This window comes from Pseudomonas sp. LABIM340 (assembly GCF_040017195.2).
In the GTDB taxonomy this organism is placed as follows: domain Bacteria; phylum Pseudomonadota; class Gammaproteobacteria; order Pseudomonadales; family Pseudomonadaceae; genus Pseudomonas.
In genome coordinates this window covers 3,362,010-3,378,908 of the sequence record NZ_CM200227.1, presented here as the reverse complement: position 1 = coordinate 3,378,908, position 16,899 = coordinate 3,362,010, and the positions used below count along the sequence as shown (strand labels likewise).

11 protein-coding genes and 1 pseudogene are annotated in these 16,899 nt (G+C 67.0%); 9 read left to right on the top strand and 3 right to left on the bottom strand.

Annotation, left to right across the window (positions count from 1 at the left end):
* Position 1: 1 nt before the first annotated feature.
* The 3 genes from ABKS89_RS15520 to ABKS89_RS15510 all read right to left on the bottom strand — a co-directional run bounded on the left by ABKS89_RS15520 (position 2) and on the right by ABKS89_RS15510 (position 4,418).
* Complete coding sequence (locus ABKS89_RS15520; protein WP_348590016.1) at positions 2 to 1,387, bottom strand: NAD(P)/FAD-dependent oxidoreductase; 1,386 nt, start codon at positions 1,385 to 1,387, stop codon at positions 2 to 4.
* Between the two features lie 300 nt (positions 1,388 to 1,687).
* A complete protein-coding gene (locus ABKS89_RS15515; RefSeq protein WP_348590015.1) occupies positions 1,688 to 2,311 on the bottom strand; it encodes a hypothetical protein in 624 nt (207 codons plus the stop codon).
* A 109-nt stretch (positions 2,312 to 2,420) separates the two neighbouring features.
* Positions 2,421 to 4,418, bottom strand: a complete 1,998-nt coding sequence (locus tag ABKS89_RS15510; protein ID WP_348590079.1) for a TonB-dependent receptor family protein — start codon at positions 4,416 to 4,418, stop codon at positions 2,421 to 2,423.
* A gap of 340 nt (positions 4,419 to 4,758) precedes the next feature.
* On the opposite strand from ABKS89_RS15510, the gene ABKS89_RS15505 reads away from it, so the two are divergent.
* The 9 genes and pseudogenes from ABKS89_RS15505 to ABKS89_RS15465 form a co-directional block, all read left to right on the top strand.
* Complete coding sequence (locus ABKS89_RS15505) at positions 4,759 to 7,185, top strand: glucose/quinate/shikimate family membrane-bound PQQ-dependent dehydrogenase (protein ID WP_348590013.1); 2,427 nt, start codon at positions 4,759 to 4,761, stop codon at positions 7,183 to 7,185.
* A 107-nt stretch (positions 7,186 to 7,292) separates the two neighbouring features.
* Positions 7,293 to 8,558, top strand: coding sequence for a carbohydrate porin (locus ABKS89_RS15500; protein WP_348590011.1), 1,266 nt, complete (start codon positions 7,293 to 7,295; stop codon positions 8,556 to 8,558).
* A gap of 147 nt (positions 8,559 to 8,705) precedes the next feature.
* Positions 8,706 to 9,038 (top strand): YegP family protein, encoded by a 333-nt coding sequence (locus ABKS89_RS15495; protein WP_138215745.1) that lies wholly within the window; start codon positions 8,706 to 8,708, stop codon positions 9,036 to 9,038.
* Between the two features lie 299 nt (positions 9,039 to 9,337).
* On the top strand, positions 9,338 to 10,657 hold the full coding sequence (locus ABKS89_RS15490) for an amino acid permease (protein WP_348590009.1): 1,320 nt from the start codon (positions 9,338 to 9,340) through the stop codon (positions 10,655 to 10,657).
* Positions 10,650 to 11,924, top strand: coding sequence for an aspartate aminotransferase family protein (locus ABKS89_RS15485; RefSeq protein WP_348590007.1), 1,275 nt, complete (start codon positions 10,650 to 10,652; stop codon positions 11,922 to 11,924). The genes ABKS89_RS15490 and ABKS89_RS15485 overlap by 8 nt, the downstream gene beginning before the upstream one ends.
* A gap of 9 nt (positions 11,925 to 11,933) precedes the next feature.
* Complete coding sequence (locus ABKS89_RS15480) at positions 11,934 to 12,968, top strand: phosphotransferase enzyme family protein (RefSeq protein ID WP_348590005.1); 1,035 nt, start codon at positions 11,934 to 11,936, stop codon at positions 12,966 to 12,968.
* 92 nt (positions 12,969 to 13,060) lie between these two features.
* Positions 13,061 to 14,008 (top strand): helix-turn-helix domain-containing protein, encoded by a 948-nt coding sequence (locus ABKS89_RS15475; protein ID WP_138215749.1) that lies wholly within the window; start codon positions 13,061 to 13,063, stop codon positions 14,006 to 14,008.
* A gap of 217 nt (positions 14,009 to 14,225) precedes the next feature.
* The gene (locus ABKS89_RS15470; protein WP_192295756.1) at positions 14,226 to 15,563 is read left to right on the top strand and encodes an alginate export family protein; all 1,338 of its coding nucleotides are present in this window, start codon (positions 14,226 to 14,228) and stop codon (positions 15,561 to 15,563) included.
* 32 nt (positions 15,564 to 15,595) lie between these two features.
* Positions 15,596 to 16,813, top strand: a pseudogene (locus ABKS89_RS15465) (cache domain-containing protein); the annotation flags it as partial.
* Positions 16,814 to 16,899 lie beyond the last annotated feature (86 nt).

Genomic DNA, 16,899 nt, shown 5'->3' with positions numbered 1-16,899 from the left:
CCTAGAGGTCCTTGTCTTCGAGCCCCGCCGGGGCAAAGCCGGCCAGGGTGCGGTCGAGCCAGCCGCCCTTGCGGTTCTGCGCCTCGGCCTGCTCCTTGCGTTGCACCGCGCCGCGCACCATCAGGCCGCCGACGTAGCGCACCGGTTCGAGCGGGAAGCGCTTGGGCTGCCGGCCAACCAGGCCGCAGCGGCTCCATTCGTCATCGATACCCAGTGCCAGGCTGGCGAGGATGCGCCCGCCCAGGCGGCTCGGGCCGACGCCGTTGCCGCTCCAGCCGATGCCATAGACGATGTGTGGCGCGCCATCGAGGTGGCCGAACACCGGCAGGCTGTCGTAGGTACGGTCGATGGGGCCGGACCAGCTGTGGGTCACCGCCACGTCGTCCAGCTGCGGGTAGGTGCGGCGCAGGTCCTGCTCGGTGTCTTCGCTGAGCTGCGGGTTGTGGTCGTAGCTCTCGTCGATGCGACTGGCGAAGCTGATCATCCCGGTGCCCTTGCCGAAGGCGATGCGGCCGTCCTGCGTGGTGCGGTAGTAGTCGACCATCAGTTGCGAATCGGTAATGGCTTCGCCGCCGGTCCAGCCGATCTGCTCCAGGCGCTCGGGGATCGGCGCGGTGGCGACCACGGTGCTGGTCACCGGCAGGATGGTGCGGCGCAGTTCGGGAATCGCTGCCGCCCAGGCGTTGGTCGCCATCACCACCTTCGGTGCGCGCAGTTCGCCCCCGGGGGTGCGGATCACCGCCGGCCGGCCGCGCTCGAAACTGAGCATCGGGGTGTTCTCGAAGATGCGCACGCCCTTTTCCAGCGCCACCCGGCGCAGGCCGCGCACCAGGCGGGCTGGTTGCACGGTGGCGTTGCTGGCTTCGAGCACGCCTTCGAGGTGTTTCGCGGAGCCCGCTCGGCGCGCCACTTCGCTGTCGGAGAGTGACTGGAACACCGGTTCGCCAAGGCGCTCGCAGGTCTGCTGCACGCCCTTCCAGGCACCGCGCTGGGCGTCGGTGGTGGCAGTCCACAACCAGCCGGCGCGGCGGAAGTGCGCGTCGATGTCGTGGGCCTTGCAGAAATCCTCGATCTCACCGATGGCCGCCGCCGAGGCACGGGCCAGGCGCAGTGCCTCGTCCTTGCCGCACTGCGCGGCCAGCGAACTGATCTTTGGCCACCAGGACATGACGAAGCCGCCGTTGCGCCCCGAGGCGCCGCCGCCGCAGATGTCGCGCTCGATGATGGCGATACGGCAGTCAGGCTTGAGCTCCAGCAGGCGCAGCGCGGTCCAGAGGCCGACGAAGCCGCCGCCGACGATGGCCACGTCGACGTCGAGCGGGCCTTCCAGCGCAGGCAGCGGAGTCAGCTCGGAGGCGATTTCCTCCAGCCACAGGGAACGTTTCATGTGCGGATTCCAGGTTGAACGGTAGTGGCGCCACTGTCCTGCGTCAGGCCAGTGGCGAACAATCGTCCATTCCATGCAATCCGGGGGAAGGCCTCATACGAAGATATGAAGCCGGTGGGCGAAGGGGTTGTTCGTCCGGAGCAGTGCCCGAGCTTCCCCTGCGCAGGTGTTTTCCGCAGGAGCGGACGTTGTCCGCGAGGGATGCAGGCTCGGATTCAGCCTGAACGCCCATTCGCCTGCCGGCGAATTCGCGGGCATGGCCCGCTCCTACAGGGGTAACCGCGATCAGGCGAGTGCGGATCAGGCCTTGGGCTTCTTCGGCGCCAGGCCCGGCTTGGAGAACTTCACGATCAGCCAGTTATCGGACTTGCCGTGCTTCACCGTGACCTCGGCCACGCGAATGCTCGCCGGCACGGTAGCCAGTACCTGGCGGGCGTCGAGGCCCGGCTTGATGTACTTGTCGAGCTGCTCGTAGAGGCGATAGCTGATCATCCCGCTGCGCAGCGCATGGGTCTCGAAGTCGCCGATGGCCTTGGCGTCGGCCTCGGTGCGGTTCGGGTTGAGGGTGTGCGCCAGGACGTCGACCACGTTCTTGTCGTCGGCGATGGCCACCAGCATGAAGCGCTTGGCCACTTCCTGCAGCACGCGCCGGTAGGCGGCGTCGTTGTATTCGCTGTAGAGCACCGCTTCGACCAGCTTCTGCTTGTCGAAGGTCAGCGCCAGGCGGAAGCGCGTGCCCGCGTAGTCCACCCCATCCTTGCAGCGCGCGGTGACACCCATGGGCTGCAGGCATTCGACGAAGCCCTGCTGCTTGCCGAAGCCTTTCTGCGCCGCACCGTAGTTGTACTTGCCGAACAGCGGATCAGCCGCCGACGCCATGCCCGCCACGCACATCAACAGTGCGCCCATTACCCATCTGCCCATTACAAACTCGTCTCAGGAAATGCAAAGGACGCGAGGATAGAGGATTCAGGGGCGTCATGGCGCCCCGCAGACGACAATCGGAACATTGGAAGGTGATCCTGCCGCCGGCTCACTCGAACCGGTATTCCAGCCCCGCCCCCGCATACCACGACCGCCCCGGCGCCGCCTCGTAATAGCGCCCGTTGCTGTCGCCGACGATCACCGAACCGACGTATTGGCGATCCAGCAGGTTGTCCAGGCGCACCAGCTGGTGGAAGGTCCAGGGCCCGACATGCTGCTCGAAGCGGGTGCGCCAGTTGAACACCGCGTAACTGGGAGCCGGCTTGTCCTCGTTGCTGTCCTCGACATAGACCTTGCTGCGGTACTGGCCTTCGACGCCCATGCTGATGCCATCCTGCGGTTTCCATACCAGCTCGCCGAACAGGCTGCTGCCGGGCACGCCGGGCAGGTGGTTGCCCTTGTCGATGGTAGCGCCGCTCTCGACGAAGTCCTCGTCGTAGGTGGCATCCAGGCGGGTGTAGGCCAGGTTGGCCTGCCAGTGGTCAGACAGGTCGCTCTGCACGCCCAGCTCGAAGCCGCGGCGCAACGTCTTGCCGGCGTTCTGATAGCTGGTGCGGCCGCCGCTGGAACTGGCGACGACGATCTCGTCGTCGGTGCGTATCTCGAAGATCGCCGCGTTGACCCGCGTATTACCGGCGACCTTGGCCTTCAGGCCGATCTCGTACTGGGTGCTGGTGGCCGGGTCGAGGCCGAAGTTGAAGCTTTCGGCCAGCCCTGGCGCATAGGCCATCTCGGCCTGGGTCGGAGTCTCGAAGCCCTTGCCGGCACTGACGTAGCCGTGCAGCTCGGGGGTGAAGGCGTACATCACCGACAGCGACGGGTTGTTCTGCTGGTACTTCTTCGAGCCGCTGGAGTCGCCGTTGGCCAGGTAGCGGTCGTCCACTTCCATCTTCATGGTGCTGTGCCGCAGGCCGGCGTCGAAGGTCCAGTTACCCAGTTCCCAGCGTGCCTGCACGTAAGGGTCGAGGCTGGTGGCGATGTCGTTCTCGTTGCGGCGCATCTCACCCTTCACGCCCAACTGGTCGCCGCTGAAGTTCTGGAAGCCCTTGCGGTCATCCTCGCTGCGGTCGTAGTCCACCCCGGTGGTGACGGTCAGCTCGCCCGGCACGCCGTGCACCGGCTGGATCCAGCGCAGGGTGCCGCCGTGGAATTCGCGGTCGAAGTCCACCACCCCGCCGCCACGCTGGGAGTTGGAGGCCACGGTCCGGGGGATCGACAGGTACTGCACCACGCTGCGCTGGCCGGCGTAGAGGTTGAACTGCAGGGTCGCATCGCCGAAATAGCGCTCGTAGTTCATGCCCAGCTGCTGGTGATCGATGCTCTTGCGTGTGTTGTACAGCTCGGCAGCTGGAGCGACGGAGCGCGGGTCGTGCTTATAGGCGTCCCAGGTCTGGCCCAGCGGGTCCTGCGTGTTGTTCTGCTCCAGGCTGCTGTAGATCAGCGCCATGCGGCTGTCTTCGTCGGGCTTGAAGTTGAGCTTGGCGAAGGTCTGGTCGCGGCGTGTAGCGCTGTGGTCGCGGTAGCCGTCGGTGTCCATGCGCGAGGCGTCGAGCAGGAACCCGGCCTGGTCGGTGCCGCCCTCGGCATACAGGTGATTCTTGTTGAAGCCGTCGCTGCCGAAGGTGCTTTCCGCGCCGACCTTCGGCGGTCCGTAGCCGTCGCGGGAGAACATCTGGATCACCCCGCCGCTGTTGCTGCCGTAGAGCGTAGAGGCCGGGCCGCGCAGCACCTCGATGCGGTCGGCGGCGTCGAGGTTCAGCGTCGCCGCCTGGCCCTGGCCGTCCGGCGTGCTGGCGGGGATGCCGTCGCTGAGCAGCTTCAGCCCGCGAATGCCGAAGGCCGAGCGCGCGCCATAACCACGGGAGGAAATCTGCAGGTCCTGGGCGTAGTTCTGGCGGTTCTGCACCACCAGGCCGGGCACGCGCTGCAGCACTTCGGAGGCATTGACGCCGAGCTGGCCATCGCTGAGCTGCGGCTGCTGCACGGTGTCGATGGAGAACGGCAGGTCGAAGCTCGACACCGGCGCATAGGCGCCCGTCACCACCATGGGCGCGGCCAGGGCTTGCTCGGTGCTCTGCGGGTCAGCCGCGCGGGCCAGCTGGCCGTGGGCAACACCGCAGATCAGCAGCGGCAGCAGTTTGAGTCGGGCGGGCACAACGGAGCGGGAAACAGGCACGGCAGCTAGGATTCTTCTGTAGGACCGAGCAGCGATGCTGACAGTCTCGGCAGCCGCTGCACAGGGGTATTGTGGGTCAGGATGTTCTGGGTAAGAACCGGTGCGGGAGGCTATTTCATTCGTCCGGTTTTGCATCTTCGACGATTGTACTATCTAGTTAATTAGCTTGCTAAGAGTATAATCGGCGAATCCAACAGTGAGAACCTTCTGTATGAAACCGATACAGCGCGCCTCCCGCGTGAGCACTTTCATCCTCCTCGGCCTGGGTGTGGTCATCGCCCTCCTCGGCCTCGCCCTGGCCGCCGGCGGCATCCGCCTGGTCAGCCTCGGCGGTTCCTGGTACTTCCTCATCGGCGGTCTGGCCATGGCCCTTTCCGGCATGCTGATCGCCCTTCGCAAGCCGGCCGGCGCCTGGCTGTTCGCCGCGTTCCTGGTGGCAACCGCGGTCTGGGCCATGGCCGACACCGGGCTGGTGTTCTGGCCGCTGTTCTCGCGCCTGTTCATGTTCAGCGCGATCGGCGTGGTAGTTGCTCTGGTCTACCCGCTGCTGGCCCGCTCCGCAGGCCGCGAGGCTGGTAGGGGTGCATACGGCATCGCTGGCGTGCTGGCAGTGCTGGTGGTGATTGCCGCCGGCAACATGTTCGTCGCCCACCCCAGCGTCGCCCCCACTGGCAACGGTCCTGGCCTGACGCCGGTTGACCCGGCCCACGCGCAGAAGGACTGGGCCCATTACGGCAACACCGAGGGCGGCAGCCGCTTCGCTGCGCTGGACCAGATCAACCGTGGCAACGTCGACAAGCTCAAGGTGGCCTGGACCTACCACACCGGTGATGTGGCGATCAGCGACGGCAACGGCGCGGAAGACCAGCTCACCCCGCTGCAGGTCGGCGACAAGGTGTTCATCTGCACCCCGCACAACAACCTGATCGCCCTCGACGCGGACACTGGCAAGGAACTCTGGAAGAACGAGATCAACGCCCAGTCCAAGGTCTGGCAGCGCTGCCGTGGCATGGCCTATTTCGATGCCACCAAAGAGATCGTCCAGCCGACCCAGCCGAACAGCTCGCAAGTCATCGCCGCCAGCGTTCCGGCCGGCGCCAACTGCCAGCGTCGCCTGCTGACCAACACCATCGACGCGCGCCTGATCGCGGTGGACGCCGACACCGGCGAGTTCTGCCAGGGCTTCGGCAACAATGGCCAGGTCGACCTCAAGGCCGGCCTGGGTGACGTGCCCGATTCCTACTACCAGCTCTCATCCGCCCCGCTGATGGCCGGCACCACCGTGGTGGTCGGCGGCCGCGTCGCGGACAACGTCCAGACCGACATGCCCGGCGGCGTGATCCGTGGCTTTGACGTCATCACCGGCGCCATGCGCTGGGCCTTCGACCCGGGCAACCCGGAGGACAAGCAGGCCCCGGCGGACGGCAAGACCTACGTGCGCAGCACCCCCAACAGCTGGGCGCCGATGTCCTACGACCCGGCGATGAATACCGTCTTCCTGCCCATGGGCAGCTCTTCCACCGACATCTATGGCGTGGAGCGCAGCAAGCTCGACCACACCTACGGCGCCTCCATCCTCGCCGTGGACGCCACCACCGGTGCCGAGAAGTGGGTCTACCAGACCGTGCACAACGACCTCTGGGACTTCGACCTGCCGATGCAGCCGAGCCTGATCGACTTCACCAAAGACGACGGCAAGACCGTGCCGGCCGTGGTGATCGGCACCAAGGCCGGGCAGATCTACGTGCTCGACCGCGCCACCGGCAAGCCGCTCACCGAGGTGAAGGACGTGCCGGTCAAACCGAGCAATATCCCCAACGAGCCCTACTCGCCGACCCAGCCGAAATCCGTCGGCATGCCGCAGATCGGCGCGCAGACCCTCACCGAATCGGACATGTGGGGCGCCACGCCGTATGACCAGCTGCTGTGCCGCATCGACTTCAAGAAGATGCGCTACGACGGCCTCTACACCGCGCCGGGCACCGACCTGTCGCTGAGCTTCCCCGGTTCCCTGGGCGGCATGAACTGGGGCAGCCTCTCCACCGACCCGGTGCACGGTTTCATCTTCGTCAACGACATGCGCCTGGGCCTGTGGATCCAGATGATTCCCTCGGCCAACAAGGGCGCGGCGGCCGGCGGCGGCGAAGCGCTGAACACCGGGATGGGTGCCGTACCGCTCAAGGGCACGCCCTACGCGGTGAACAAGAACCGCTTCCTCTCGGTGGCCGGCATCCCGTGCCAGGCACCGCCGTTCGGTACCCTCACCGCCATCGACATGAAGACCCGCCAGGTGGCCTGGCAGGTACCGGTCGGCACCGTGGAAGACACCGGCCCGCTGGGCATCCGCATGCACCTGCCGATCCCCATCGGCCTGCCGACCCTCGGCGGCACGCTGTCCACCCAGGGCGGCCTGGTGTTCATCGCCGGTACCCAGGACTTCTACCTGCGCGCCTACGACAGCGGCAACGGCAAGGAAATCTGGAAGGCCCGCCTGCCCGTCGGCAGCCAGGGCGGCCCGATGACCTACGTGTCGCCCAAGACCGGCAAGCAGTTCATCGTCATCACCGCTGGCGGTGCGCGCCAGTCCACCGACCGCGGCGACTACGTGATGGCCTACGCGCTGCCCGACAAGCAGTGAGCGGCCCGGCGTAACGATCCCATCGCGCCCGCCTCGTGCGGGCGTCTCCTTCCGGCGCGGCACTACCACCGCGCCTTTTTTTATTCGCTTCACGTTCAGGAAATCCCATGCGCACTTCCCTTCGCCTCACGCCCGGCCTGCTGCTGTGCGTCGCCTCGCTGCCTGCGCTGGCTGAAGAAGGCCTGCTCGACCGACCCACCATGACCGGCGACTGGGGCGGCCTGCGCCACCAGATGGAGCAGGATGGCGTCAAGTTCACCGGCGACTACAGCGGCGAGACCGCCTACAACGCCCACGGCGGCCTGCACCGCTCGGCGCGCTATTCGCAGAACATCAAGCTGGGCGTGCAGTTCGACCTGTCGAAACTCTATGGCCTGGACAACGGCGGCAAGGTCCAGCTGACCATCAACGACCGCCGCGGCAACAGCGCCTCGGAAGACCTGGTGGGCAACCGCCTGCCGGTGCAGGAAAACTACGGCGGCCTCTACACCCGCCTGACCGAGCTGAGCTACGAGCGCGACCTGAGCCGGGCGGTGAACCTCAAGCTCGGCTACATGGCCATGGGCAACGATGTCGGCGGACTGGACAGCGGCATCCTCTGCAACTTCATGAACGCCGGCTTCTGCGGCCACCCGCTGAACATGTCCGGCGGCAGCGGCTGGACCAACTACCCCAACGCGCACCTGGGCGCACGGGTGAAGTACAGCTTCGCGCCGGACTGGCAACTGCGCATCGCCGCCTTCAACGTCGACCCGGAAAGCAACGGCAACTCCAGCCGCGCCTGGCACCTCACCCCCAAGCACACCACCGGCACGGTGGTACCCATCGAGCTGATCTACAAACCTCAGGGCGAGCTGCCCGGCGAGTACAAACTGGGCTGGTACTACGACAGCTCCGACGTGCAGCGCATCGGCAGCGACAAGCAGGAGTCCGGCCGCAGCGGTCATTACCTGCTGGTGGACCAGGCCGTGTGGAGCGACCCGACCTCCAGGGGGCGCAGCCTGCACGTCTTCGGCCAGGCCTCGGCCGCCAGCAGCGCCGCCTCGCCCTTCACCAAGTGGTATGGCGCCGGCGTCGTGCTCTACAAGCCCTTCGAAAGCCGCCCGAAGGACAGCCTCGCACTGGGTTATGGCCGCGCCGTACCCAACCCGCGCAGCCGCGAGGTACAGGAGAACAACGCTCTCGCCAACGGCCAGGACTACCCGGACCTGGACAGCGGCGAACAACTCATCGAACTGAGCTACGGCTACCAGGCCACGCCCTGGCTGACCCTGCGCCCGGATCTGCAATACGTCATCGAGCCGGGCGCCTTCTCCGGCCAGGACATCGACAACACCCTGTTGCTCGGCCTTCAGGTCAAGGCGACGTTCTGAAACCTGCGACCCTGAGACAAATTGATACAGTAACCTCATGATTCATAGGACTTTTCCTATACAAATAGAACGCCCGTACTCCTAAACTGGCCTGTCACCCTGCGGGAACACCCGCAGGACGTTGACACCGGTTATATGGAGCTACACATGCCCGGTTGGTATGAAATCAAGGAACTCAGCAGCGGCAACCGTCGCGTTCTGCTCAAGAACACTGCCCACGGTACTCTGCTGGAAACTCTGGCCTACCCGACACAGGAGGCAGCCGAGCAGGCCATCAACAGCCTCCGCAGCTCCTGTGCGGCCGTCGAGCGCTACAAGCGCCAGATGTCCCCCGGCGGCAAGAATTTCTTCGTGATCCGCGATAACACCGGTGCAGAACTGCTGACCAGCAAGCTGTACGACTCCGAGGCCACACGGGACCAGGCGATCGCAACGATCGCCCAGGCCGGCCTCAGCACCGAGCTGCGCAAGCACGCCTGAGTGACGAGTGAATGAAAGAGCCCCGCGCAATGCGGGGCTTTTTTGTGGGCGCACGCCCGCTCCGCGACTTTGCGCATTTCTGATATCGCCCCACCCCGCGCCCTTCGTACCTTCTCCCTGCCCGCCGCACCTGACGGCCGGCGCGTGCACCAACCCATAAAACAAAAAGAAGGGCCGCCCCATGACTCCACGCATCCAACCGTCGGCACCCGCCGAACACTTCCCTTGCCCGCTGCGCTCCGGCGCGCGCGGCTGACTGCCGTTCAACCTCCATCACTCACAGGCAAGGGACACTCACCATGCTCAAACAAGGCGTACTCCGCTGGCCCCAGATCGCCGGGCTCGGCATTTCACTGGTCATCGCCGGGCAGTTCTCCGGCTGGAACTACGGCCTGGCCAGCAGCGGCTGGGCCAATATGCTCGTCGCCACCCTGCTGATGGCCGTGCTCTGCGGCGGCCTGGCGCTCTGCGTGTGCGAACTTTCCACCGCGCGGCCCCATGCCGGCGGTGTATTCGCCTACGCGCAGCTGGCCTTCGGGCCCTTCGTCGGCTACCTGGTCGGCGCCGCCTGCGCGCTGGCACTGACCATCGGCACCGGCGCGGCCGCCAACTTCCTCGCCGCCTATATGGAGTCGGTGTTCGGCTTCGGCGGCTGGCCGGTGCGCATCGGCCTGTTCGCGTTGATCATCGGCATCCACATCATCGGCGTCGGCGAGGCTCTCGGGCTGACCCTGCTGGCCGGCGCCGTGGCGGCCATCGCACTGCTGGCCTTCGGCGGCGCCATGCTGCCCCACGTGCACTGGGAAAACCTCTTGCCCAGCGCCGGCAGCGCCCTGCCGGGCGTGAGCGTCGGCGGCGTATTTGCCTGCGTACCCTTCGCCATCTGGATGTTCATCTGCCTGGAGCAGGTGGCCTCGGCCGCCGAGGAAGCCGCTGAACCGGGCCGCAGCATGCCGCGCGGGATCATCGCCGCCGTCGGCACCCTGCTGCTGACCGCCCTGACCGTAGTGATCAGCGCGCCGGGCGCCGCCGGTGTGGAAGTGGTCGGCAACGCCGGTGACCCGCTGTACGCCGCCATGACCCACGGCGGACTCTACGGCGAGCGTGACTGGCTGCCTCTGCTGGTCGGTTCCGGCGCCGTGTGCGGCCTGCTGGCGACCTTCTTCTCGGTGGTGTTCTCCGCTTCCCGCCAGCTGTTCGCCCTGGCCCGCGACGGCTTCTTCCCCGCCGCCCTGGCCCGCACCAACCGCCGTGGCGCGCCCTACGTCGCCCTGCTGATGCTGACCGTGATCGGCCTGCCGCTGACCCTGGTGCCGCCGGAAAAGCTCCTGCTGTGCATCGTCCTGCTGCTGGGCAGCTGCCACCTGGTGCTGTTCGCCGCCTACCTGCGCCTGCACCGCACCCAGCCCGGCCTGGTGCGCCCCTTCCGCCTGCGCGGCGGCCCGCTCGTGGCCAGCGTCGGCATGCTGCTGACGCTGGTGGTGATCGCCGCCTGCTTCCAGCTGGAAGTGGCGATGCTCAGTGCCCTGGCGCTGGTGGTCGCCGCCCTGATCCTCAACTACCTGCTGCGCGCCGCATCCCGCGCCGGCAAGCCCCTGGAGAATGCCGAGAATGTCTGAATCGACCCTGCTGCAACGCCGCCACCAGGTCATGGGCGATGCCTCGCCGCTGTTCTACGACGAGCCGCTGGAGCTGGTGAAAGGCGAAGGCGTCTGGCTCATCGACGCCGCCGGCAAGCGCTACCTGGACTGCTACAACAACGTGCCCTGCGTCGGCCACTGCCACCCCAAGGTGGTGGCGGCCATGGCCGAACAGGCGGCGACGCTGAACATCCACACCCGCTACCTCAACGAGCGCGTGGTGCGCTACGCCGAGAGCCTCACCGCGACCTTTGCCGAACCGCTGGACAGCCTGATGTTCACCTGCACCGGCAGCGAGGCCAACGAACTGGCCCTGCGCATGGCGCGCTTCGCCACCGGCAACAAGGGCGTGATCGTCAGCGACTACAACTACCACGGCAACACCACCACGCTGGCGGCGGTGACCACCGCGCTGCCCAGCTCCGAGCCGTTCTCGATGCATGCGCGGGCCGTGCCGATCCCCTGCCTCTACCATGCCGATGGCACGCCCGAGCAAGTGGCCGACCGCTATGTAGCCAAGGTCGCCGAGGCCATCGCCGAGCTGCAGGCGGCCGGCGTCGGCCTGGCGGCCATGCTGATCGACACCCTGTTCGCCAACGAAGGAATCCCGCGCCTGCCGGCAGGCTACCTGGAGCGCGTGGCGAAGCTGGTGCGCGAGGCCGGTGGCCTGCTGATCACCGACGAGGTGCAATCGGGCTTCGCCCGCACCGGCGACCACCTGTGGGGCCACCAGTCGCACCCGCTGGTGCCGGACATCGTCACCCTCGGCAAACCCATGGGCAACGGCTTCCCCCTGGCGGGCGTGGTGACCAGCCGCGAGCGCGTGGAGACCTTCGGCCGCAGCAACATGTACTTCAACACCTTCGGCGGCTCGCCGGTGGCCGCGGCCGTCGGCCAGGCGGTGCTGGACGTGATCACCGAGCAGGACCTGCAAGGCAACGCCCGGCGCCAGGGCGCCAAGCTCAGCGCCGAGCTGCACCGTCTCGCCGAGCGCCACTCGATCATCGGCGACGTTCGCGGCCAGGGTCTGTTCTTCGCCGTGGAACTGGTGCGCGACCGCTCCAGCCGCGAGCCGGCCGGCCTCGAAGCGCGGCGCATCGTCAACAGCATGCGCCAGCGTGGCGTGCTGATCAGCAAGATCGGCGGCGACGACAACATCCTCAAGATTCGCCCGCCGCTGGTGTTCGAGGCCGAGCACGGCGAGCTGTTCATCGACACCCTGGACCAGGTCCTGAGCGAACTCTGAGGAGCCACCATGAACGACTTTTCCAAGGTTTGTTTCGCAGAGCTCGATCACGACCAGCAGATCGCCTGCCTGCGCGACCTGGCGCTGGACGCCCTGCGCCACTGGGACGGCGATTTCGTCGGCCTGGAACTGCTCAAGTACCGCGAGAACGCGGTGTTCTGCGCCACCCGCAGCGACGGCACGCGCAGCGCCCTGCGCGTGCACCGCGGCGGCTACCACAGCGAAGCGGCACTGCGTTCGGAGCTGACCTGGATGGAGCAACTGGCCGCCAGTGGCATCGGCGTACCGAGCATCATCCGCACCCGCAGCGGCGAACACCTGGCCGAGGTGCGCAGCGCGTCCCTGGCAGAGCCGCGCTTCGTCGACATGCTCGGCTGGCTGTCCGGCAGTACCCTGGGCTCCGCCGAGCAAGGTCTGAGCGCCGACGGCGACATCGAAGCGCTGTTCCATCAGGCCGGCGCCGTGGCCGCGCGCATCCACCTGAATTCAGCGCAGTGGCGCCAGCCCAACGAATTCACCCGGCACGCCTGGGACGAGGAAGGTCTGGTCGGCGCCAACCCGTTCTGGGGACGCTTCTGGGAGCTGGACCTGCTCAGCGCCGAGCAGCACGAACTGCTCCAGCGCGCGCGCCAGGAAGCGCGTCTCGACCTGCGCCGCTACGGCCGCAACCTGGGCAACTTCGGCATGATCCACGCCGACCTGGTGCCGGAAAACCTGCTACTCGAAGGCGGCGAACTGCAGCTGATCGACTTCGACGATGCCGGCTTCGGCTGGCACATGTTCGAGCTGGCCACCGCATTGTACTTCTGCCTGGACGACCCGCGCCTGGCGCGGATCCAGGCGGCGCTGCTGGCCGGCTACGACTCGGTCAAGCCGCTGTCCGCTGCCGACCGCGCCGCCCTGCCGCTGTTCCTCGCCCTGCGCGGCACCACCTACCTGGGCTGGGTACACACCCGACGCAACAGCGAAACCGCCCGGGAACTGGCGCCCATGCTGATCGAGCGCGCCTGTACACTGGCCGCCGCCTACCTCGCCGGCCGCTGAAACTGGCAGAGCGCCGCAACACCCTGGCGCACAGGCACAAGCCTGTGCGCCAGCACTGGCCGATACTCGGCGCACAACCGAGGTGAACCGCCATGACCGGCATAGCCCGCCACCAGGCAACCGACTCCGATGAACTGGCCTGCGCCCTCGCCGGCTGGAGCCAGGACTACACCCAGCTCGGCCATGGCCGCCTGCAGGCAGAGCTGCTGCATGTTCAGTTGCCCGACGCCTCGCTGATCTACGAACACTCCAACCTGCACCTGCACGAAAACATGGCGCCGCCGGCCGGCCATCTGGTGATCGGCATCCCGCTGCGCGCCAGTGCCGATTCGCGCTTCAACGGCCAGGCCCTGCACGACGACACCCTGCTGGTGCTCGAAGGCGGCCGCGAGCTGGAGATCTGCGCCGCCGGGGAAATCCACATGCTCGGCCTGACCTTCAGCCAGCCGCAGCTGGAACGCCTGCTCGGTGCCGAGGAGCGCGAGCTGTTCGAGCGCGCGCTCCAGCAACGGCGCCTGCAACTGTCGCCGACCGGGGCCGGCGATCTGCGCCGCAGCCTGTGCGACGCCCTCGCCGCCTTCGAAGGCGAACCCTGGCGGGTGGACGATCCGCAACAGGCCGGGCACGCGGTTGCCCTGGTGCTGAGCCACGTGCTGCAGGCGCTGGAGGAAATCCTCCCCGGCAATGACCGCGAAGGCGCGCCGCGCTCGCTGCAGCAGCATCGCCGGTTGGTGCTGGCGGCCATCGAGCGCATGCAGGCGGACCTCTCCGAACCGCTGTCGCTGCTGGAACTGAGCCAGAGCCTGAACACCAGCCAGCGCACCCTGCAGTACTGCTTCCGGCAGATCTGCCAGAGCACGCCGCAGCAGTTCTTCCTCAGCCTGCGCCTGGCCGAGGCGCGCCGCCGGCTCAAGCAGGAGCCGCAACAGAGCATCACCAACCTGGCGCTGGATCTGGGGTTTGCCAGCTCCAGCCATTTCTCGGCGCTCTACAAGCGCCTGTACGCCGAACAACCCTCCGTCATCTCCCGCGCACGCTGAAGTCCCAGCCACGTGTAGGAGCGGGCAATGCCCGCAATCGCGCCCATGGGGCGCTCCTACAGGGTGCGGCGCGGCCCGGAAAAACTCGCTCCGTCCGATCTGGCAACCACACCCAATCACTTGGCAGACAGGAGCAACGGCACAGGGCCAGCCCTTACTTAGCATCGGCAGAAGTCACATCCCCTCAATCGACAATAACGAAACGGATGCCTTCACCATGACCCACGCCGCCGTGCTGCGCCCCACCCTGCTCGCCCTGCTCATCGCCGGGGCCAGTTCCGCCAGCGCCTACGAGCTGTACGCGACCGACGACACGCACCTGAACGCCGACCTCTCGGCGACCTTCGGGCTGTTCCACAGCCAGGAACGCTACAACATGACCGGCACCCTGGATGAGGGCTCGTCGTCCTGGCAGGAAGGCTTCATCAAGTACGGCCTGAGCGGCGACCAGAAGCTGGGCGGCGCGGGCACCGCCTACGGCGCCTTCAACCTGCTCAGCTCCGGCACCTGGGGCGACGGCGACGCCGCCGGCTTCAGCGACGGCTCCGAGCGCACCACCAAGATCGAGGACGCCTACGCCGGCTGGCGCTCGGCCGGGCTGTTCCCGGTGCTGGGTGACGATGGCATCGACCTGTCCTTCGGCCGCCAGAACATCGTGGTCGGCGATGGTTTCCTGATCGACGGCGACGCCCTGAACATGGGCAAGGGCCTGGCCGATGGGGAATACAACCGTGGTGGCGGCTACTACCTGGCGGCGCGCCGCGACTTCGATGAAACCGCCGTGCTGCGCATTGGCGGCAAGGAAGGCTGGCGTGGCGACCTGATGCGCCTGAAGTCGGACAACCGCGCCCAGGCCAACTCCGAGCTGTATGTCGCCACCCTCGAACACGTCGCCCCGGAAGCCACCTTCGGCCTGACCTACATCGACGTCACCGACGTGGACGAGCGCTACGCCTCCCCCATCCAGCTCGACCGCAAGGACATGAAGACCTACAGCCTGCGCGGCACCGGCAACGCCGGCGTGGAGAACCTGTTCCTCTCCGGCGAGTACGCCTGGCAGGACAAGCGCGACGCCCAGTACACCGACGACACCGCCAACGCCTGGTACCTGGAGGCCGGCTGGACCTTCTCCGACGTCACCTGGAAGCCCTATATCAGCTACCGCTTCAGCCGCTTCTCCGAAGGCTACGACACCCTCTTCTACGGCTTCAGCCGTGGCTTCGGCACCTGGTTCCAGGGCGAGGTGGCGGGCAACTACTCCGGCCCGTTCAACAACAACACGCGCGTACACAACGTCGGCGCCAAGGTCACCCCGCTGGAGAACCTCTCCATCGGCGCGCAGTACTTCGACTTCCACACCCTGGACACCGACCTGGGCAACACCGACGGTCGCGAGCTGGATCTCTACGCCGAGTGGGCGATCAACGAGCACCTGGTGATCATTCCGCTGGTGGGCCTGTACCAGCCGAAGAAGAGCGCAGCCGAAGGCGGCACCCAGATCGGCAACGACAACAGCAACCTCTACAGCCAGCTGCTGTTCTCCACCACGTTCTGATCCACGGATTCAAAGCCTGAGGAAAGCCCGCCATGCCCAGCCTCCTGACGTCAATCCAGGGCCGTATCACCTGGCTGGCGGGCCTCTGCCTGATCCTCGTCGCCAGCGTCCTGATCGGCCTCTCGCTGTACCAGGCGCGGCAGGACAGCCGCACCATCCAGCACGACAGCGGCGAACTGTTCGCCGTTGCCGCGCGGCACAACCTGGAAACCCAGGGCCAGGTTCAGGCCCTGCTGATCCGCGAACGCCTGCAGAACAACCTGCTGCTCGGCGAAGGACTGCTGCGCAGCGTGCAGACCCTGCGCGCACAACAGCAGCAGGGCGTCCTCGACCCCGCCGCACTGCGCACCGCCCTCAATCATTCGATGGCCGATACCCTCGGCGCGCACCCGGAGCTGCTCGGCCTGTTCCTGGTGTTCCAGCCCGATGCGCTGGACGCCGCCGACAGCCAGTTCGCCGCCCGCGAAGACCTGGGCAGCAACGAGACCGGCCGCTTCGCCCTCTACCTGCTGCAGAACGGCAAGGATACCCAGCGGGTGATCGGCACCGAGCAGGTTCTCGGCGACACCACGCCCGGCCCCAGCGGCCAGCCCTACAACGCCTTCTTCACCTGCTCCACCGGGCATGCCCGCCCCTGTGTGCTCGACCCGTATTTCGACGACGCCTCGGGCCAGCGCCGGCTGGTCACCAGCGTCACCCTGCCGCTGCTGGAGAACGGCAAGGCGATTGCCGCCGTGGGCTTCGACATCGACCTGGCGGCCCTGCAGCAAAGCAGCGCGGAAGGCAGCCGCAGTCTGTTCGACGGCCAGGGGCGTATCCGCATCCTCAGCCCCAACGGCCTGATCGCCAGCGACAGCGGCGACGCCTCGAAGCTGGGGCAGAAATTCGAAGACAAAACCGTGCTCGAGGAAATCGCCGCCGGACGCTCGCAGTCCTTTGATGACGGCGAATCCATCAGCGTGCTGCACAGCCTCGCCCCGGTGCAGGACGCCGCGCCCTGGGGCATCCTGCTCAGCGTGCCGCGCGCGCTGATGCTCGCACCGGCGCAGCGCCTCAAGGGCACGCTGGATGACCTGCGCTGGAAAAGCACCGCGCTGGAAACCGGCGTCGGCATCGCTGCCGGGTTGCTCGGCATGCTGCTGGTGGCGCTCACCGCGCTCGGCATCAGCCGGCCGATCCTGCGCCTGGCGCGGATGCTGGAAGATATCGCCGACGGTGAAGGCGACCTCACCCGCCGCCTCGATTACCCCCGCCGCGACGAACTGGGCCGCCTGGCCACTGCCTTCAACCGCTTCCTCGACAAGCTGCAGCCGAGCATCGCCGCCGTGCAGTCGGC